The sequence below is a fragment of the Mycolicibacterium llatzerense genome, assembly GCF_000878195.1.
Classification (GTDB): Bacteria; Actinomycetota; Actinomycetes; order Mycobacteriales; family Mycobacteriaceae; genus Mycobacterium; species Mycobacterium llatzerense.
Map to the genome: position 1 here is coordinate 1 of NZ_JXST01000025.1, position 19,084 is coordinate 19,084.

The 19,084-nt window shown below is 66.3% G+C and carries 20 protein-coding genes, 1 pseudogene and 1 riboswitch; of the genes and pseudogenes, 9 read left to right on the top strand and 12 right to left on the bottom strand.

Translation table 11 applies throughout. From position 1 onward, the window contains the following. A pseudogene (locus TL10_RS17785) lies at positions 1 to 271 on the bottom strand (NADH:flavin oxidoreductase); the annotation flags it as partial. Between the two features lie 70 nt (positions 272 to 341). On the opposite strand from TL10_RS17785, the gene TL10_RS17790 reads away from it, so the two are divergent. Both TL10_RS17790 and TL10_RS17795 read left to right on the top strand, forming a co-directional pair. Beyond that, on the top strand, positions 342 to 1,193 hold the full coding sequence (locus TL10_RS17790; RefSeq protein WP_043397795.1) for a bifunctional methylenetetrahydrofolate dehydrogenase/methenyltetrahydrofolate cyclohydrolase: 852 nt from the start codon (positions 342 to 344) through the stop codon (positions 1,191 to 1,193). After that, positions 1,190 to 1,483, top strand: a complete 294-nt coding sequence (locus TL10_RS17795; protein WP_043397716.1) for a DUF3017 domain-containing protein — start codon at positions 1,190 to 1,192, stop codon at positions 1,481 to 1,483. Before TL10_RS17790 ends, TL10_RS17795 begins: the two co-directional genes overlap by 4 nt. Here the strand turns inward: TL10_RS17795 and TL10_RS17800 are convergent. Next, on the bottom strand, positions 1,480 to 2,499 hold the full coding sequence (locus TL10_RS17800) for an AraC family transcriptional regulator (protein WP_081936746.1): 1,020 nt from the start codon (positions 2,497 to 2,499) through the stop codon (positions 1,480 to 1,482). The genes TL10_RS17795 and TL10_RS17800 overlap by 4 nt on opposite strands. Before the next feature lie 70 nt (positions 2,500 to 2,569). Here TL10_RS17800 and TL10_RS17805 point away from each other — a divergent pair, with 70 nt between their 5' ends. Further along, a complete protein-coding gene (locus tag TL10_RS17805; RefSeq protein WP_043397712.1) occupies positions 2,570 to 4,042 on the top strand; it encodes an amidase in 1,473 nt (490 codons plus the stop codon). A gap of 106 nt (positions 4,043 to 4,148) precedes the next feature. Further along, positions 4,149 to 4,523: a DoxX family protein gene (locus tag TL10_RS17810; RefSeq protein WP_043397709.1), complete on the top strand. Its 375-nt coding sequence runs from the start codon at positions 4,149 to 4,151 to the stop codon at positions 4,521 to 4,523. Between the two features lie 61 nt (positions 4,524 to 4,584). On the opposite strand, the gene TL10_RS17815 is transcribed toward TL10_RS17810, so the two are convergent. From TL10_RS17815 to TL10_RS17840, 6 genes are all read right to left on the bottom strand, one after another. After that, complete coding sequence (locus TL10_RS17815) at positions 4,585 to 5,004, bottom strand: hypothetical protein (RefSeq protein ID WP_043397706.1); 420 nt, start codon at positions 5,002 to 5,004, stop codon at positions 4,585 to 4,587. Between the two features lie 10 nt (positions 5,005 to 5,014). Next, positions 5,015 to 5,704 (bottom strand): hypothetical protein, encoded by a 690-nt coding sequence (locus TL10_RS17820; RefSeq protein WP_043397702.1) that lies wholly within the window; start codon positions 5,702 to 5,704, stop codon positions 5,015 to 5,017. Next, entirely contained in the window at positions 5,701 to 5,829 is a 129-nt protein-coding gene (locus TL10_RS31985) for a hypothetical protein (protein WP_043397699.1), read from the bottom strand. Before TL10_RS31985 ends, TL10_RS17820 begins: the two co-directional genes overlap by 4 nt. Positions 5,830 to 5,866: 37 nt before the next feature. Further along, complete coding sequence (locus tag TL10_RS17830) at positions 5,867 to 6,673, bottom strand: CbbQ/NirQ/NorQ/GpvN family protein (protein WP_043986652.1); 807 nt, start codon at positions 6,671 to 6,673, stop codon at positions 5,867 to 5,869. Beyond that, positions 6,670 to 8,193 (bottom strand): nitric oxide reductase activation protein NorD, encoded by a 1,524-nt coding sequence (locus TL10_RS17835; RefSeq protein WP_043986653.1) that lies wholly within the window; start codon positions 8,191 to 8,193, stop codon positions 6,670 to 6,672. The genes TL10_RS17830 and TL10_RS17835 overlap by 4 nt, the downstream gene beginning before the upstream one ends. Before the next feature lie 130 nt (positions 8,194 to 8,323). Beyond that, positions 8,324 to 8,932 (bottom strand): TetR family transcriptional regulator, encoded by a 609-nt coding sequence (locus TL10_RS17840; protein ID WP_043397694.1) that lies wholly within the window; start codon positions 8,930 to 8,932, stop codon positions 8,324 to 8,326. A 121-nt stretch (positions 8,933 to 9,053) separates the two neighbouring features. Here TL10_RS17840 and TL10_RS17845 point away from each other — a divergent pair, with 121 nt between their 5' ends. Next, positions 9,054 to 9,689 (top strand): TetR/AcrR family transcriptional regulator, encoded by a 636-nt coding sequence (locus TL10_RS17845; protein WP_043986718.1) that lies wholly within the window; start codon positions 9,054 to 9,056, stop codon positions 9,687 to 9,689. A 2-nt stretch (positions 9,690 to 9,691) separates the two neighbouring features. After that, complete coding sequence (locus tag TL10_RS17850; protein ID WP_043986654.1) at positions 9,692 to 11,218, top strand: FAD-dependent monooxygenase; 1,527 nt, start codon at positions 9,692 to 9,694, stop codon at positions 11,216 to 11,218. Here the strand turns inward: TL10_RS17850 and TL10_RS17855 are convergent. After that, complete coding sequence (locus TL10_RS17855; RefSeq protein ID WP_043986656.1) at positions 11,208 to 11,627, bottom strand: nuclear transport factor 2 family protein; 420 nt, start codon at positions 11,625 to 11,627, stop codon at positions 11,208 to 11,210. The two genes, TL10_RS17850 and TL10_RS17855, sit on opposite strands and share 11 nt — an antisense overlap. Before the next feature lie 82 nt (positions 11,628 to 11,709). On the opposite strand from TL10_RS17855, the gene TL10_RS17860 reads away from it, so the two are divergent. After that, positions 11,710 to 12,204 carry a winged helix-turn-helix transcriptional regulator gene (locus tag TL10_RS17860; protein ID WP_043986657.1) on the top strand — a complete coding sequence of 165 codons (495 nt, stop codon included), beginning with the start codon at positions 11,710 to 11,712 and terminating at the stop codon, positions 12,202 to 12,204. Positions 12,205 to 12,253: 49 nt separating this feature from the next. On the opposite strand, the gene TL10_RS17865 is transcribed toward TL10_RS17860, so the two are convergent. The 3 genes from TL10_RS17865 to TL10_RS17875 are packed head-to-tail and all read right to left on the bottom strand — an operon-like array spanning position 12,254 to position 15,440. Then, positions 12,254 to 12,970, bottom strand: coding sequence for a class I SAM-dependent methyltransferase (locus TL10_RS17865; protein ID WP_043986658.1), 717 nt, complete (start codon positions 12,968 to 12,970; stop codon positions 12,254 to 12,256). After that, entirely contained in the window at positions 12,967 to 14,085 is a 1,119-nt protein-coding gene (gene metX / locus TL10_RS17870; RefSeq protein ID WP_390892687.1) for a homoserine O-acetyltransferase MetX, read from the bottom strand. The genes TL10_RS17865 and metX overlap by 4 nt, the downstream gene beginning before the upstream one ends. Before the next feature lie 17 nt (positions 14,086 to 14,102). Continuing rightward, entirely contained in the window at positions 14,103 to 15,440 is a 1,338-nt protein-coding gene (locus TL10_RS17875) for a bifunctional o-acetylhomoserine/o-acetylserine sulfhydrylase (RefSeq protein WP_043986659.1), read from the bottom strand. Between the two features lie 119 nt (positions 15,441 to 15,559). Continuing rightward, a riboswitch (SAM riboswitch) is annotated at positions 15,560 to 15,680 on the bottom strand. A 261-nt stretch (positions 15,681 to 15,941) separates the two neighbouring features. Between TL10_RS17875 and TL10_RS17880 the strand changes: the two genes are divergently transcribed. Together TL10_RS17880 and TL10_RS17885 are read left to right on the top strand one after the other, a co-directional pair. Then, on the top strand, positions 15,942 to 18,179 hold the full coding sequence (locus TL10_RS17880; protein WP_043397676.1) for an NADP-dependent isocitrate dehydrogenase: 2,238 nt from the start codon (positions 15,942 to 15,944) through the stop codon (positions 18,177 to 18,179). A 78-nt stretch (positions 18,180 to 18,257) separates the two neighbouring features. Further along, complete coding sequence (locus tag TL10_RS17885; RefSeq protein WP_043986661.1) at positions 18,258 to 19,061, top strand: exodeoxyribonuclease III; 804 nt, start codon at positions 18,258 to 18,260, stop codon at positions 19,059 to 19,061. Positions 19,062 to 19,084: the final 23 nt, after the last annotated feature.

Here is a 19,084-nt window from a genome sequence, read left to right on the forward strand (position 1 = left end):
GTTTGCGCAGGCCGGGGATGGCCTCCGGTCGCATCCAGATCTGCCAGCCGTCGGTGCGGCCACCGGGGGACACCGCGCAGTAGGCGACGGTCGTCATGCCGACGCCGCCGGCCGCGGGCAGCTGGTGATACCGGATCAGATCGTCGGTGACCAGGGCATCAGGGGTGGACGCTTCGAACGTCGCGGCCTTGATGATCCGGTTGCGCAGCGTGATCGGACCGAGTTTGGCTTCACTGAAAACGTCAGTGGACACATTGGGCTGGGTGTTCACCGACGCAGCTGACCACGTGGTGTCGGGTGGTGTCAACGCCGGTTCCACCGCGCCTGACACAATGTTCGTCGTGGGTGCAATCACGCTGGACGGCAAGGCCACACGCGACGAGATCTTCACTGACCTGACCAAGCGGGTGGCGGCGCTGGCCGCTGCCGGCCGGACACCGGGTCTGGGCACCGTGCTGGTCGGCGACGACCCGGGCTCACACGCCTATGTGCGCGGCAAGCACGCCGACTGCGCCAAGGTCGGCATCAACTCGATTCGCCGGGACCTGCCCGCCGACATCAGCCAGGTCGAGCTGAACGCCGTCATCGACGAGCTGAACGCCAATCCGGAGTGCACCGGCTACATCGTGCAGTTGCCGCTGCCCAAGCACCTCGACGAGAACGCCGCGCTGGAGCGCATCGACCCCGACAAGGACGCCGACGGACTGCACCCGACGAACCTCGGCCGGCTGGTGTTGAACGAGCCCGCGCCGCTGCCGTGCACGCCGCGCGGCATCGTGCACCTGCTGCGCCGCTACGAGGTGCCGATCGCCGGCGCGCACGTCGTGGTGATCGGCCGCGGTGTCACCGTGGGCCGGCCGATGGGGCTGCTGCTCACCCGGCGTTCGGAGAACGCGACAGTGACGTTGTGCCACACCGGAACTCGCGACCTGCCTGCCCTGACCCGGCAGGCCGACATCATCATCGCCGCCGTCGGCGTGCCGCACATGCTGACCGCTGACATGGTCAAGCCGGGCGCGGCCGTCGTCGACGTGGGCGTCAGCCGGGTCGACGGCAAGCTCGCCGGTGACGTGCACCCCGACGTCTGGGAGGTGGCCGGCGCCATCTCGCCGAATCCCGGTGGCGTCGGGCCGCTGACCCGCGCCTTCCTGCTGGCCAACGTCGTCGAGGCGGAAGAGGCGAAACTGTCTTGACCGCAAAGGAATTCGCCCGCAAGGTGTTCGCTGGCCAATGGCCGATCCTGTCGGTGGGCGTGTTCTTCGTGGTGGCGTTCGCCTTGGTGATCGGCGGCTACTGGCGCCGCGGCGCGCTGGTGATGGCGATCGGTGTCGGTATCGCCGCCGCCATGCGGCTGCTGCTGACCGACGACCGCGCCGGCCTGCTGGTGGTGCGCAGCCGGATCATCGACGTCGCGACGACGGCCTCCGTCAGCGCCGTGATGCTGTACGTCGCGTGGACCATCAACCCATTGGGTACTGCCTAGGTTGCCACCGGGCCGTCCTTGCGCAGTTGTGCCGGGGTGACACCGAACCATCGCTTGACCGACCTCGTCATGGACGAATGTTCGGAGTAGCCCAGGGCGGCGGCGACTTGGCTTAGGGGAAGCTCGGTTTCGAGCAGCAGTCGGCGCGTCGCCGACCGGTAGACATCGGCTCGGATGTCCTCGAACGTGGCGTGCTCGTCTGACAATCTGCGTTGCAACGTCCGAGGGTGCATGTTGAGCAGATCTGCGACCTCTGCCTTGGTGCCCCGATTTGCTCCTATGGTGCTCTTCAATGTGCGCTGTACGCGTTCCGAAAGGCTTTGTCCGGCTGCGGGATAACGGGTGGCGATGTACGCGATCGCCTGGTTGCGGAGGTGCGGCTTGATGGCCCTGATCCTGGTGTTCAGGAGATGACGGTCCAAATGTATTGCGGCATAGGGCTGCTCGAAAGAGACGGGGGCATCGAAATGCGTACGGTAGACGCTGCGTTGTCCGACCGGCGTGTGTGGGATGGATACCCCTCGTAGGTGCAGGGGAGTAGGTGACAGCGCCTGCGCCATCCGGTAGGTCGACGATAGGTACGCATCGATCAGCTGCCGCTGCGGGACCGCCCGCTCGAGTTGGACGTCGAACCGCACCGTGATGCAGCCGGGCAGGTGCAGGCTGGGGTCCTCGATGACCAGCTCGTAGCTCGGGCTGTGAAAGAACAGGTATCGAGATGCGCTGACCGCGGCTTCGTACACCGTGCCGCTGTTCTGGACGACCACAGCGAGCAGGCCCAGTATCGACAGGTCCTGGCGGCTTCCCAGTCGGAGGCCGAGCGTGGGCAGTCGGTGATGTTGAGCGGCGTTCTCGAGCAGGAGCGCGAGCACGTCGAGGGGCACCATGGATTCGGGGTCACCCAGTGCAGCTGGATCCAGCCCGCTCTGCCTGTACAACCGGTCGGGATTGCCGCCGAGTTCGCGGATGAACGGGGCGAAGTCCTGCAGCACGCCGGCTCGTATCGACTCATCCACGTTCGTCAGTGTCGAAATCCGTGTCTCGATATGTCAAGAGCGAGTTTCCGGCCGCACTGAAGATCAGACGGTGAACTTCGATGAGTACCGCAGATACGACGCCACCGGGTTGGCGAAGCTGGTCGCCGACAAAGAGGTGTCGGCGGCGGAATTGTTGACGCTGGCCCGGGAACGGGCTGCGGCGGTGAATCCCAGGATCAATGCCATCGTCCGTGATGTGCCCGTCACGAAACCGGCGGACGAACTCAACGGCCCGTTTGCGGGAGTGCCGTTCCTGATCAAAGACCTGGGGCAGGACTACGCAGGCACACCGAGCTCGCACGGATCGCGTTCTTTGAAAGCGTTGCCCGCCAAGGAACACGCGACGATCGTGCAGCGCTGGATCGACGCAGGGTTGGTGATATTCGGCAAGACCAACCTGCCGGAGTTCGGGGCGAAAGCCATTTCCGAACCCGAGGTCTGGGGTCCCGCGCGCAATCCATGGGACCTGACGCGAACGCCGGGCGGATCGTCGGGCGGTTCGGCTGCCGCGGTCGCCGCCGGAATCGTTCCCTGTGCCGGCGCGAATGACGGTGGCGGATCGACGCGTATCCCGGCGGCCTGTTGCGGACTGGTCGGGCTGAAGCCCGGACGGGGGTTGACGCCGTTCGGTCCCGGAGCCGGTGAGTTGATGCACGGCGCGGCGGTGCAGGGGGTGGTCTCGCGGACGGTGCGCGACACCGCCGCGATGTTCGACGTCATCAGCGGGGGCGACCCCTGCGGGCCTTTCGTGCCAGGGCTGCCGACGTCGTCGTTCGCGTCGGCTGTGGGCGAGAACCCGCAGAAACTGCGGATCGGTGTACGGGTGCCGTCCGCGATCACGCCGACGCCGCACCCTGAGGCGTTCGCGGCGGTGGAGGCGGCGGTGAGAAGCCTGATCGACCTCGGCCACCACGTGGAGGAACTGCGGCAGGCGCCGTTCGATGACGGCGAGTTGGCGCGAGACTTCCTGCTCACCTGGTTCGTCTTCTTGGCATGGGAGGTCGCCGAAGCCAAACGACTGACGGGTGCGGGCGATGATTCGTTCGAGCGCGACACGCTGATCATGGCCGCGCTCGGTCGCGCGACGAGCAGCGTCGACTACGTGGCCGCCGTCCAGCGGCGTCACGACCATGCCCGCCGCCTCACCGCATTCTTCGAGTCCTACGACCTGCTGCTGACGCCGACGTTGGCGACCCCGCCCCCGAAGGTCGGCGAGTTCGATCTGCCGGCCGCACTGCGGCCCGCGGTCGACGTGTTGCTCAAGACCCGCACCGCATCCCTACTGCGATACACGAACATCGTCGACGACATGGTGGAGAAGAACCTCGGCTGGGTGCCATATACGCAACTGGCGAATCTGACCGGCCGCCCGGCTATTTCGTTGCCGCTGCACTGGACCGCAGACGGACTGCCACTCGGTGTCCAGTTCGTGGCTCCTCTCGGAGGTGAATCGCTACTCATTCGGTTGGCCGCTCAACTCGAGGAAGCGATGCCCTGGGCGGATCGCGTCGCGCCACTGTAGCGGCGACGCGTTCGACCTGTGTTCGCGCCAGGAATTGAATCGGACTAAAGTCCGTTTAATCGACTAGGTCATTCCGACCGCGAACTTCAGACCTGAGGAGCTCAACATGAACACGGCACTGTGGATCGTCGCCGGCGTACTGGCTTTCGTCTTCGCCGGAAGCGGCGTGATGAAGCTGGTTCTTCCCAAGGAGAAGCTGGTTGCGCAGGGTCTGGGCGGGCTTGCCGACGTGGACCCGAACGCCATCCGCGGGATCGGCGTGGCCGAAGTGGCCGGCGCGATCGGCCTGATCGTGCCGCCGCTGGTGCACATTCTCCCGGTGCTCGCCCCGCTGGCCGCCATCGGCCTGGCGGTGGTCATGGTGGGCGCGATCGTCACGCACGGCCGTCGCAAGGAGTACCCGAACGTGGCGGTCAACGTGGTGCTGCTCGGCCTGGCGTTGTTCGTCGCCTGGGGCCGGTTCGGCGCCTACGCCTTCTGATCCTCTGGGATTTGTGCACGATTTTCCGCGGTCGCCGCGGAAAATCGTGCACAAGTCGCCGTCAGTGGCCGCCGGTGCGGGCGAGCCGGTCTTCGTGAATCTGCACGAGCTCGCGGAAGCCGAGTCGGTGATAGTGGGGCACCGGTTGTACGCCCCAGGTGTCCTGCGCGGTTTTCTGCCCGGTCGCTTCTGCGGGTCCACCGAACGGCGCACCCGAAAAGTCGTACGGGAACTTGCATTCCACGGTGTCGTCGGAGTAGCGCACCTTCATCAGCTCGCTGCAGATCTCTCTGAACGACAATGTCGGCCAGCCGTACCAGACGGCCAGCGCCGGCATGGTGAACGAACCTTCGATGACGAGGCCGAACAGGCACACGAAGAGGCCGCGCTTGAGCCACTTGTGCATGTTGGCGTAGACGGGCGTGGTGCCCAGCGGCAGGGTGTCGTCCGCCTTGGGCGACTCGGTGTCGGCGATGCTCATGGGATGTCCTTTAGTCGCTGAAGATTTCGCGATTGACGGTGTGCAGATAGGGGATGGCCAGGAACGGCGTGATGTAGAAGATGTCGTACAGCCACCAGCCGACGACCGGGAAAACCACTCCGGCATAACGGATATCGGCGAACATCGTCATGTTGAACGTGTAGCCGATCCAGATGACGATGCCGAACCAGCAGGTGATGATGAGCCACTGGTGGCCCCATCGCTTCATCTGCAGGAACGCGATACCGGCGGCGATGCGCATGGTGAACACCGTCAGGATCAGCGCGACCTCCCAGGCCTTTTCACCCGGTGCGCCCGCTCCGCCGATCCACAGTTCGTTGTAGTGCCAGAAGTATCCGGCGTCGAACATGTTGCCCCACGCGGTGATGATGGTGCGGTTCAGCAGGGTGTGGTTGGCCAGCAGGTCCAGTGACCACCCGATGCTGTTGAGCGCGGCGTCGAGGATCACCAGATAGCCGATGAGTGTCACGATGATCGGTCGCACCGACAGCCCGGCCTTTTGCGCACGCCGTTGCAGCCAGACGCCGCGCAGGAAGAACGGCAGCCCGACGAAGCCGATGAACATCGACCCCATCAACAGGGTGCCGGTGATCAGCCAGCGGTCCGCCTGCCGTTGCGCGAGCCGGGATTCGTCGTGGTGCTGGTCGTAGCTGACGGCCGGCACCGTCGTCGCGCTCACAGCGACCACCAGCCCCGGACGATCGACATGTGCAACTGGATCAGGAACATCGCCAGCAGCCATCCGTACGCGAACAGCTGGAAGACGATCAGTGCCCACTTGCGTTTGCGATCCTGCTCGTTCATGTACGTGAATCTCCTTTTCTGACAGGGATGTTCGTGATCAATGGATGACCGCCGGTTGCAGGCATGCCGCGGCGATCTCGCGCAGACCATCCCCGATGGCGCCGTCGCTGCTCAGCGGCGCCAGCACGGCGGCTTCGGCGGCCGACATCTCGTCGGCCCCCGCGGCGATCAGATGCGCTGCGGTGACCAGCACCCGCGTGGACGGCGGCTCGAAGTGAAAAGCGTCGTCGGCCTGACGAATACTGTTGGCGCACTGCACGAGCCACTGTGCGGCACCGATGTCGATGCCCGTTTCTCCGACCAAGACGTCGGCCTCGCGTTCGGGTGCCAGATAGTTCATCGCGATGGTGACGAACCGCTGCCGGAACGACGGCTTGAGGTCCTTGAGCGAATGACGGTAGGCGGGGTTGTACGAACAGACCAGCAGGAACGAATCGGGCGCCGGGACCACCTCGCCGGCCCGGTCCAGATATAGGGTCCGCCGATGATCGGTCAGCGAGTGCAGGATTGCCAGTGAATCGTGGCGCGCCTCCACCACCTCGTCGAGATAGCAGATGGCGCCGTCTTTCACGGCGCGGGTCAACGGGCCGTCGGTCCAGATCACATCGCCGCCGGCGACGACGAACCGGCCGACCAGGTCCGAACTCGTCAGATCGTCATGACAACTGATGGTCAGCACGGGGCGACCCAGCACGGTGCCCATGTGCTCGACGAATCGAGTCTTGCCGCAGCCCGTCGGTCCGGTGAGCATGACCGGCAGCCGGCGCTGATACGCCTGGCGGAACGTGGTCACCTCGTTGCCGGCCGGCAGGTACGGCGAATCGGTTGCGGCCCAATCCCTCATGCGGAAACCAACTCTCGGTGCACGTGCGCCAGGACGCGGGGGAGTTCCTCGATGCGACGGATCCGCCGGGACCGTCGGGAGCCGAACACCTCGGGTAGCGGATCCACCCGGACCGGTCCCAGGCCCAGGTAGTAGACGCCGACGCCCGCCTCGTCGGCCTCGCCGACCGCATGTGCGACGTCGGCCCACGCGTACCGGCCTTCGTAGCCCTCATCGGAGATGAGGCCGTCGCCGATCACGATGAGCAGGCGACGCCCCGCGGGCTGGGTCAGCAGGCGGCTGGTCAGGTGCCGGATCGGTGCGCCGAGCCGCGTATAGCCGCCCGTCACCAGACCGGACTTGCTGGGTAACGCAAAGTGGTTGTCGCTGAAGTCCTTCAGGCACCGGACCTCGACGCGGTGACGGGTGTTGCCGCTGAAGACGAAGATGCCGTGCCGCTCCCGCGAGACCGTCATGGCCCGGGAAAGTGCGTCGGCGCAGGCCAATTCGAGGTCGAACACCCGGCCCTGATGGACACCCAACGACGAGCTGCCGTCCATCAGCACGGCGGTGACGGTGTCGCGCGCACTCGGCAGCAAGGCGCGGAACACCTTCGGCTCCTGCGGCGAACCCGCGCGCGCGTCCGCATAGGCCGCGACGTAGGCATCGACGTCCAGATCGCTGCCATCCTCGAGCCGATTGGTCATCGTGCGGTGGGTGGGTTCGTCGAACCAGCGCCGGATGTCCGGTGCCGCGCTGCCGCGCCGCTCGTGCAGGGTCTGCCGGCGTTCCAGGACCGCGACGTGATTGGGCAGGAACGCCCCACGCCACGAATTCCATTCGGGGTAGGGGATTCCGGCGCGTTGGTCGGCCCGGACGTCCAGGTCGTCGTCCTCGGGCCGGCTGGCCGGTGGCAGGTTGGCGTTGCGCACGCCGCCTTCGCCGCCGACCGGGATCGACATCAGGCGTTGGGCGTCCGAGCGCGACGACGTCCACGGCATGCGCCCGAACGTCCGCCGGACCGCGCTTGCCAACGTCCGGGTGGCGACCGCGCTGAGCGGCGGTGCGCCCAGCACCGGGTAGTCCGCCAGCCGGGCCCCGGACCGCGCCAATGCGTCTGTTCGACTGAGGATTTCGCTCGCATCGAGATCTGGGTCAGCCGGTTCCAGCCCTGGGAGCGTCCGGTGCGCTTCCGGGAGCAGGCCGGGCCACCGGCCCGCCACCCAGCCCAGCGCAACTCCGCCCTCGACCAGCTTGAGCGCAGCGAGTTCCCGCGCGGACAACCGGTGCAGCGGATACTGCGCGATCCGGTCTTTCGACGGCGCGCACTGCAGGGCGATGCCGCAGCTGTAGGTCCGCAACGACCAGTCGGCTGCGGGCGCCGGGTACGGGACGTGGACGACGGTCCGGCTGGCACTGAGCCCGAAGCGGCGCTGCTCGCCGGAGATCAGCCGTACCCCGGTCCGTCGTCGTTCCGACAGCGCGACCGCGGTCACCGCGCAGGCCCGCTCGAGCTCAGCGGGCGTAATCGACTGGGACACTTGCGGACCGGGTTTCTCAGAAGGTCCCGATGTTGGAGAACATCCAGTACCAGAAGGCGATGAGGGCGGCCATGGCGCCCCACGCGATGGCGAGCCGGGCGATTTCCTGCCACATGGATGTCTCCTCCGGTTAGCGGGCTGCGATACCCCGCAGCGCGGTGTTGACAAAGTTGTCCAGCAGCGCGGTGCGGATCTGGTCCGCCCCGCGACTTGTGGTCAGCAGGGCGTAGAGGCTGAGCAGGAAGTAGACCGCGCTGTGGAATGGGTCGACGTCCGCATCGGCTTCGCCGGCCTGGCGTGCGCGTTCGATCTCCTGGACCACCAGCACGATCACCCGGTGGTCGGTCCATTCGTCGTCCAGCGGGCGGTTCGAGGAGAAGTGCAGGGCCAGTACGTCTTTGAAGAGCAACCGGCCGAGCCGCTGTTCCACGGCCACGATGACCCGGACCACCTCGTTGAGCGCCGCTTCGAGGGTGTGTGGGGTCTGCAGGAACTTGGCGAGCTCGTTACCCGCGGACTCCTCGGCTTGGCGCTCGAGTTCGAACAGCACGTGTTCTTTGGTGGGGAAGTGGAAGTAGAACGTGCCGTGGGCGACGCCGGCCGCTCTGATGATGGCGCCGACATCGGCATCTGCCATTCCCGCGCGCTTGAATTCGGTGACCGCGGCATCGAGCACACGCTGACGGGTTTCCAGCCGTTTGGCTTCTCGCAGCGAGGGTTTGGCGGTGGCGCGGGTCATGGTGGCTCAAGTTGTACTCGATTTACTGACCATAGTCAATGACTTGAGTCAGTCAAATTCACAGGAAATTGCCCGCTGGGCAAACTTGCCCGATATGCAAAATTATCCGTATGGTGGTGCCATGACCGAATCAGCTGAGACTGGTTTGCGCGAACGAAAGAAGCTCGACACGCGCCGAGCGCTCAGTGACGCGGCGCTGCAGCTGGCGTTCGACCGCGGTGGGCTGGACGCCGTCACTCGCGAGGAAATCGCGGCACTGGCCGGAGTGTCCTTGCGGACCTTCAACAACTACTTCACCGGCAAGTACGAGGCGCTGGCCTACCGCATTGCCGAGCGGATGCGGCGCAGTGTCGCGGCGTTCCGGTCGCGGCCTGCCGATGAACCGCTGTGGACGTCGATCATCGAGGCCGTGACGGGCACGCTCGAAGCGGACATGGTCGACATCACGGGTGCCGATCTGGTCCCGGACCGCCGAGAACTCGTCGAAGTGCGAAAACTGATGATGCGAACCGAGGTTCGTAACGCGGTGCCACACGACCTCTACGAAGACTGGGTGGCGGCCATCGCCGAGCGAACCGGCCTCGGCCCTGACGACATGTACCCGCGCCTGGTGGTTGCCGTGGTCCGCGCCATCGGCGACACCGCGATGGAGGCCTACGCGAACGCCGATCCGCCGGTGCCCATCACCCACCTGATGCGCGCGGGTTTCGATGCCGTCATCGCGGGACTGCCTGAACCAAACAGAACGAAGGAGTGACCATGCCCGCTGACGTTTTGATCTCCGGCGCCGGACCCAACGGCCTGATGATGGCCTGCGAACTCGCCCTCGCCGGCATCAAACCGGTCATCCTTGACGCGCTGCCCGGGCCCGGCGACGAACCCAAGGCCAACGGCCTTGTCGGGCAGGTGATCCGGCAGCTCGACATGCGGGGTCTCTACGAGGCATTCACGGGCGATCCCAACGCACCGCAGCCCGCTTACGGCTGGATGTTCTCCGGCCTGCCGCTGAATTTTGGTGGCGTCGAGAGTAATCCGATGCGTGCTGTGCTGATGAAGCAGCCCCGGTTGGTCCAGTTGCTGTACGACCGGGCCCAGACTCTCGGGGTCGAGGTGCGTTGGGGACACGCCGTGACCGCGCTGTCGGCCGGGCCTGACGGTGTCACCGTCGATGTGGCCGCGCCCGACGGCGCATATGTGCTGGAAGCGGATTGGCTGGTGGGTGCCGACGGTGGCCGCAGCACCGTCCGCAAGCAGTCGGGTATCGGCTTTCCCGGACACACGTCGCCGACGGTGGCCCGGTTGGCGCACGTGTGCATCGCCGACGAGCTCCGCACCCCCGACGGCGGGTTCGATGTGCCCGGATTCGGGCGGATTCCGTTCGGGCACAACCGTTATGACACCGGTATGGTGATCTTCTTCGAGGCGCACGGAGATCCGCCGATGCTGGGCACCCTCGAGTTCGGTTCGCTGCCCGAGGATGCGCCGGGGGAGCTGACGTATGACGAACTCCGGCAGAGCCTGCGCCGAGTGCTCGGGGTCGACGTGCCGTTCGAAGTGCCGACCGGACCCGGTCCGTTCGCGATGCGCCGTATCGACGGCCAGAACACCCGGCAGGCCGACGCCTACCGGTCCGGCCGCATTCTGCTGATCGGTGATGCCGCACATGTGCATTCGGCGATGGGTGGTCCGGGGTTGAACCTCGGTCTGCAGGACACCTTGAATCTGGGCTGGAAGCTGGCTGCTGTCATCAATGGCTGGGCGCCAGCGGAATTACTCGACACCTATGAATCCGAGCGCTATCCGGTCGGCGAGCGCGTCATGATGCATTCGCTGGCCCAGATCGCGCTCACCGCGCCCGGACCCGAGGTGCGCGCCTTGCGCACGCTTCTGGGCGAGCTATTCGAGCTGCCCGATACGACCGCCCATATGGCCGGACTACTGGCAGGCGCGGATGTTCGCTACGACATGGGTGGCACCCCACACCGGCTGACTGGGTTCATGGTGCCGGAAGCGAAGCTGGACGACGGTCGCCGGCTGACCGATCTGCTGCACCATGGTCGGGGTGTGCTGCTCGACCTCGCCGGCGGTGGGGCGGCAGAGGTCGCCGTGCCATGGGACCGCAGCGTCGACATGGTGGTCGCCGCCATGGCCGACGGGCCCGCCGCGATGCTGATCCGGCCCGACGGCTATGTCGCCTGGGCTGCAGACGCTTTCGCTGCGGCGGATGCCGAGGACCTACGTGCGGCCCTGGAGCGGTGGTTCGGTCCGGCTGAGATCAGCGCCTGAGCGCGCGGCGTGCGACGCCGGGACGGGCGGCGAGTTTGGGACCGAGCAGCAAGGCGAAGACCGTCACCGCGAGCCACGGCCGCAGATGCGGGCGCAGCCGCCGGATCAGTCCGGCATCGTCGAGTTCGAACACCAGGGCGTCGGTGATGGTGAGGCCCGCGATGCGCCCGCGGCTCACCGCGACGCGCGTCGGTCCGTCGCCGATGACGTTCTCCCACTCCAGGTCTCGCATGCCGGAGTAGACCGCGGTCAGCAGGACGCGGAGATCGTCCCGGCCGCGGAACACCATGCGTCCCGACAACGGGGAGATGAGCTCGGCGTCGGGAGCCAGCGCGGCGATGAACCGGTCGACATCCCCGGTGCGCGTGGCCGCGCAGAACGTCGCGACCGAATCTGTGCTTGTCGTCATCAGAACCCCCTGCGGGTCGCTTGTTATTTGCAACCCACCTAAACAGAGTCCATTGCAGAAAGCAATGGACTAGGCTCGTGCAATGTCCAAGCAGTCCTTCGGTGACATCTCCTGCTCGATCGCGCGAGCGCTAGACGTGGTGGGCCAGCGGTGGACGGCCCTGGTGCTGCGGGACTTGTTCGCAGGCATGGCTCGGTTCGAGGACATCCGCCGTGATCTCGGCATCGCCTCGAACGTCCTGGCCGCGCGTCTTGACGACCTGGAGCGGCACGCGATCGTGGAACGGCGCCAGTACCAGAGCGCGCCGCCGCGTTTCGAATACGTACTCACCGACAAGGGGCGGGACCTCTACCCGGTGATCGTGACCCTGCTCGCCTGGGGCGACAAGTGGGCAGCGGGGGACGACGGACCCCCGGCGCTGCTGGTGCATGACGAATGCGGCTGTGTCACAACGGCAAAGGCGGTGTGTGCCGAGTGCGGTGGGGAACTCGAGGCGCAGTCGACGACCGCGGTGCCCGGGCCTGGTGCGCGCGTCGGCCCGGGGACCGCGGTTATCGGCGGATTCATCGGGAAGTGAGTTGTGCACGTTGGGTGACGCCGAGCGCCACCACACGTGCACAAATCGCTCAGGCCAGGGTCGCCCGCACGCAGTGGGTGACGTACGGCAGTGCCAGGCCGGTGCTGCTGGCCAATGCCGGATGCGTATTCAGCAGTTCGCGCACCTCGCCCAACACCTTCCGGCGCACGTCGGCCGGTGAGGTGATGCAGTAGCTCCGGGACGCGACGAGGTCCAGAAGCGCTTGCGGCGTAAGGTAACTCGTCCACTCGAACCGGTGGGTCTCGATGTCGGTGAAGCCGCCGCACAGCGAATCCGCGGACGGGTCGTGCTCGCAGCCGATGATGCGGTTCAGTTCTTTGACCCAGCCCAGCCGCTCGTCGCGGATGTTCCAGACGAGCCCCAACCGGCCGCCCGGCCGCAGCACCCGCGCCACTTCCGCCGCAGCCCGCTCCGGGTCGAACCAGTGCCAGGCCTGCGCCACGAGCACCGCGTCAACACTGTTGTCCGGCAACGGGATTTCCTCGGCCGTACCGAGCAGGGCCGGCACCGACGGCAGCGATCCGCTGAGCACCTCGAGCATCTCGGGGATGGGGTCGACGGCGGTGACCGTCAGGCCGCGTTCGGCCAGCCGGACGGTCAGTTTGCCCGTACCGGCGCCGAGGTCGAGAACGTCGACGGCGCCGGTCGGCAGCAGCCAGTTGATGGACTCCGGCGGATACGACGGGCGTCCCCGTTCGTAGGCAGCAGCCTGCTCCCCGAAGGACAGCGAGCGTTCGCCCGTCACCGGGAGGCCAAGTCGAGCGTCTGGCGGATCAACAGGCCCACCTTGTCGGTCTCGACCAGGAAACCGTCGTGGCCGTAGTCGGATTCGATGACCTCGAGACCCGGACAACCCGGCAGCAGCGTGGCCAGTTCCTCTTGCAGCCGAATGGGATACAGCCGGTCGGAGGTGATGCCCCCGATGATGACCGGCACCGGGCACTTGGACAAGGCCGCAGCGACGCCACCTCGACCACGCCCGACATCGTGACTGCTCAGCGCATCCGTCAGCGCCACATACGTGCCCGCATCGAACCGCGCGGCCAGCTTGCGACCCTGGTACTCCAGGTAGCTCTCGACCGCGTAAAGGCCGTCGGCGGAACTTTTTTCATGACTCTGCGCGGTGTTGCGGAACCGGTCGTCGAGTTCCTTCTCGCCGCGATAGGTCAGATGCGCGAACCGGCGGGCGATCTGGATGCCGTCGTCGGGGGTGTGGCCCGTCAGGTAGTAGTCGCCGCCGGCCCAGTTCGGGTCGGATTTGATTGCCGCGACCTGTGCGCACTGGGTGCCGATCTGGTCGGCGGTGGCCCGGGCGCCGACTGCCAGCACCAGGCCGGCCCGCACCGTATCGGGATGTCCCACAAGCCATTCCAGCGCCCGCGCGCCGCCCATCGAGCCGCCGACGACCGCGGCCACCTGCGTGATGCCGAGGGCCGCCAGGGCGGCCAGGTCGGCATTCACCTGATCGCGCACCGTGATGGCGGGAAACCTGGAGCCCCAGGGCTTTCCGTCGGGCGCGAGCGAGCTGGGGCCCGTCGACCCGCGGCAGCCGCCGAGCACGTTGGTGGCGACGGCGCACCAGCGGTCGGTGTCGATCGGGGCACCCGGACCGGCGACGCCGTCCCACCAGCCGCCGGTCGGATGGTCGGGCCCGGCCGGACCGGTGACGTGCGAGTCGCCGGTCAGCGCGTGCAGCACCATCACCACGTTGTCGGCGGCGGGGGACAGCTCGCCCCAGCGCTGCACCGCGATGGACACGTCGGGCAGCACGATGCCGCTCTCCAGCGTCAGCGAGCCGATGTTGACCACACCGGTCTCGCCTTCGGCAGGCAGCAGCGGCGCTGCGGAAATGTCAGACACGGGCACGTCGATAATCGTCACACCAAGGCCGCCTTTCGGTCGGCACCCCCCACCGAACCGGCGGCAGCAAATCCCTGCTCCAGGTCGGCGAGGATGTCTTCGATGCCCTCGATGCCGACAGCCAGACGCACCAGGCCCGGGGTGACTCCGGAGGCCAGCTGCTCCTCGGCGGTCAGCTGCTGGTGCGTCGTCGACGCCGGGTGGATCACCAGCGACCGGACGTCACCGATGTTCGCCACGTGGCTGTGCAGCGTCAGTGCGTTCACGAACGCCTTGCCCGCCTCGATGCCTCCGGTCAGTTCGAATGACAGCACCGCACCGGTGCCCTTGGGGGCCAGCTTGCGGCCCAGCTCGTACCACGGGGAGGACGGCAGGCCGGCGTAGTTCACCGAGAGCACGTCGGGGCGGCCGTCGAGGTACTCGGCGACCTTCTGGGCGTTGGACACATGGCGTTCAACGCGCAGCGACAGCGTTTCCAATCCCTGTGCGATGAGGAAGGCGTTGAAGGGTGCCAGGGCGCTGCCCAAATCGCGCAGCAGCTGCACCCGCGCCTTGAGTGCGTAGGCCGGCGCACCCAGGTCGGCGAACACCACGCCGTGGTAGCTCGGGTCAGGCTCGGTGAAGCCGGGGAACTTGCCGTTGGTCCAGTCGAAGGTGCCACCGTCGACGATGACGCCGGCGATCGCCGAGCCATGTCCGCCCAGGTACTTGGTGGCCGAGTGGACGACGATGTCGGCGCCGTGGGCCAGCGGCTGGATCAGGTACGGGGTGGCGACGGTGTTGTCGACGATCAGCGGGACGCCGTTTTCGTGCGCGACGCCCGAAACACCAGGAATGTCGAGCACATCAATTTTTGGGTTGGAGATGGTCTCGGCGAAGAAGGCCTTGGTGTTGGGCTGCACCGCGGCGCGCCACGAGTCCAGATCGTCGGGGTCGGCCACGAAGCTGACCTCGACGCCGAGCTTCGGCAGCGTGTAGTGCAGCAGGTTGTACGTGCCGCCGTACAGCCGCGGCGAGGCCACGATGTGGTCGCCGGTGCCGGCGATGTTCAGGATCGCGAAGGTCGCGGCGGCCTGCCCGGACGACAGGAACAGCGCGGCCACGCCGCCTTCGAGGGCGGCGACGCGCTGCTCGACCACGTCGGTGGTCGGGTTCATGATGCGGGTGTAGATGTTGCCCGGCTCGGCCAACCCGAACAGCGCGGCGGCGTGGTCGGTGTCGCGGAACGTGTACGACGTCGTCTGGTAGATCGGCAACGCGCGGGCATTGGTAGCGCTATCGGGGCTCTGACCTGCGTGGATCTGCTTCGTCTCGAAGCTCCAGCTTGCGGTGGGGTCGATGGCCTCAGTGGTCATGTTAGGGGTGTCTCCTGTGAGTTTTTAGGTACGACGAATGGGTTCGCGAACTCTGCGAATCACGGACAGCGACACATAGAATGCCTCCACTCACCCAGTCATCCGGGTCCGTGGTGGCGGACCCGCGCTTGCCTCGCAGCCGGTATGCGGCTGCTCAACCTGGTCGTCTCCCGGGGCACCCCACCGCGGATGGAGGGTTGCCGGCCAGCAAGCCGGGGCTTGACGCTGGCACTCATGACCGCTTTCGAGGGTATCGCAAGTGGCTCGGCAACTGCTAGCTGGTGTCGCCGGCGTGGGTGGGAGACGGCGTGCCGCTGCCGGTCCGGTTCGCGCAGCCTGTCCGTATCGATCCAGTTCTGTGGGTGTCTGACCGGACCACCGGAAGCTTGCGCCGCCGGTCACGGTAACTTCGTAGCCGTCGTGCCAACGCGTAGTCATGTGCAGACGCCGGACTCGACATAGATTTTCGTACGTACCGTCCGTGACGCCGGGAGAGTGACCATGAGTGGCGAGAAACCATCCATCATCTACACATTGACCGACGAGGCGCCGCTGCTCGCGACGTACGCCTTCCTGCCGGTCGTGCGCACCTTCGCCGGTGCCGCCGGCATCGATGTCCAGACCAGTGATATCTCGGTGGCGGCCCGCATCCTCGCCGAGTTCAGCGACTATCTGACCGATGAGCAGAAGGTCCCCGACAATCTGGGCGAGCTCGGCCGGCTGACGCAGCTGCCGGAGACCAACATCATCAAGCTGCCCAACATCAGCGCGTCGGTGCCGCAGCTCATCGCGGCGATCAAGGAGCTCAAGGAAAAGGGCTACAACCTGCCCGACTATCCGGGCGACCCGAAGACCGACGAGGAGAAGGCGATCAAGGATCGCTACGGCAAGTGTCTCGGTAGCGCGGTGAACCCGGTTCTGCGCGAAGGCAATTCGGACCGTCGCGCCCCGAAGGCGGTGAAGGAGTACGCCCGCAAGCATCCGCACAGCATGAGTCCGTGGTCGCAGGCGTCGCGCACGCACGTGGCGACCATGAAGCACGGCGACTTCTACCACGGCGAGCAGTCCATGACGCTGGACAAGGCCCGCAACGTCAAGATGGTCCTGAAGACCAAGGCGGGCAAGACGATTGAGCTCAAGCCGCTCGTCAAGCTCGACGCCGGCGACATCATCGACTCGATGTACATGAGCAAGAAGGCGCTCATCGACTTCTACGAGGAGCAGATGGAGGACGCCTACAAGACGGGCGTCATGTTCTCCCTGCACGTCAAGGCGACCATGATGAAGGTCAGCCACCCGATCGTGTTCGGTCACGCGGTGCGCATCTTCTACAAGGACGCATTCGCCAAGCACCAGAAGCTGTTTGACGAGCTGGGCGTGAACGTCAACAACGGCCTTTCGGACCTGTACGACAAGATTTCGACGCTGCCCAAGTCGCTGCACGACGAGATCGTCGACGACCTGCACAAGTGCCACGAGCACCGTCCCGAGTTGGCCATGGTCGACTCGGCCCGCGGTATCTCGAACTTCCACTCTCCGTCCGACGTCATCGTCGACGCCTCGATGCCGGCGATGATCCGGCTCGGCGGCAAGATGTACGGCGCCGACGGAAAGCTCAAGGACACCAAGGCCGTCAACCCCGAGTCGACGTTCTCCCGGATGTACCAGGAGATCATCAACTTCTGTAAGACCCATGGCCAGTTCGACCCGACGACCATGGGCACCGTCCCCAACGTCGGCCTCATGGCGCAGAAGGCCGAGGAATACGGCAGCCACGACAAGACCTTCGAGATCGCTGAGGACGGCGTCGCCAACATCGTCGACATCGATTCGGGTGAGGTGCTGCTGACCCAGGCCGTCGAAGAGGGCGACATCTGGCGCATGCCGGTCGTCAAGGACGCACCGATCCGCGACTGGGTGAAGCTGGCCGTCACCCGCGCCCGGCTCTCCGGCATGCCGGTGGTGTTCTGGCTGGACCAGGAGCGCCCGCACGAGAACGAACTGCGCAAGAAGGTCGCGACCTATCTCAAGGACCACGACACCGAAGGCCTCGACATCTCCGTGATGTCGCAGGAACGCGCCATGCGGCACACCATTGAGCGGGTGATGCGCGGGCAGGACACCATCGCCGCCACCGGCAACATCCTGCGCGACTACCTCACGGACCTGTTCCCGATCCTGGAGCTGGGTACCAGTGCCAAGATGCTGTCGATCGTGCCGCTGATGGCCGGCGGTGGCCTGTACGAGACCGGTGCCGGTGGTTCGGCGCCCAAGCACGTGCAGCAGCTGGTCGAGGAGAACCATCTGCGCTGGGATTCGCTGGGTGAGTTCCTGGCCCTGGGCGCCAGCCTGGAGGACCTGGGCAACAAGACCGACGATGCCAAGGCCCTGCTGCTGGCCAAGACGCTCGACAGTGCGACCGGAAAGCTGTTGGACGAGAACAAGAGTCCCTCACGGCGCACCGGCGAACTGGACAACCGGGGCAGCCAGTTCTACCTGGCCATGTACTGGGCGCAGGAGCTGGCCAAGCAGACCGAGGATGCCGAGTTGGCCGCCAAGTTCGCTCCGCTGGCCAAGACGCTGGCCGAGAACGAGGAGAAGATCGTCGCGGAACTGGCTGCGGCGCAAGGCAGCCCGGCTGATATCGGTGGCTACTACGCTCCGGACCCGGAGAAGACCGCGGCTGTGATGCGGCCGAGCACCACGTTCAACGCAGCACTGGATTCCGCTCAGGAGTAGTCGCAAATCGAACGACGTGCACCCGGGGCGCTCTTGCCCCGGGTGCACTGTCGTACCGGGACGTTAGGGTTCTGCATCGTGATCGTCACCACCATCAACGTCAACGGCATCCGTGCTGCGGTCAAGGAACGCTCCGAGGAGAACCTCGGGCTGCTGCCATGGCTGGCCGAGACCAAGTCCGACGTCATCTGCCTGCAGGAGACCCGGGCCGACGACGCACAGCTCGCACAGGCCTTGGCGCCGGCGCTCGACTCCGGTTGGCACCTGGCGTCGGCTGAACCGCACGCGAAGGGCCGCAATGGGGTGGCGGTGCTGTCGCGGGCTCCGATCACCGCGATGCGGGTGGGGCTGACCCCGGACTGTGAATTCGTCGCGCACGGCCGGTATTTGGAGGCCGACACCGACGGTGCCACGATCGCCAGCGTCTACGTGCCCACGGGCGAGGCCGAGACCGACAAGCAGGTGGAGAAGGAGCGCTTCATGGTGGCGCTGGCCGCCCGCATGGCCGAGCTGAGCCGCACGCGCCGCGACGTCGTGATCTGCGGCGACTGGAACATCTGCGCGACGGAGCTGGACCTGAAGGCGTGGAAGGCGAACGTCAAGAAGTCCGGGTTCCTGCCCAGTGAGCGGCAGTGGCTGGCCGACCTGATGGCCGCAGGCTGGACCGACGTGGTGCGCGAACTGCACCCCGACGTCGCCGGGCCGTACAGCTGGTGGTCGTGGCGCGGCAAGGCTTTCGACAACGACGCCGGGTGGCGTATCGATTACCACCTGGCCAACGCCAAGTTGGCGCCCAAAGCCGTTGCGGCGCGAGTGGAGCGGGCCGAGGCGTACGCGTTGCGCTGGTCCGACCATGCACCGGTGACGGTCGAGTACAACTGAGCTTTTCTACGCGCTTGCGCTGA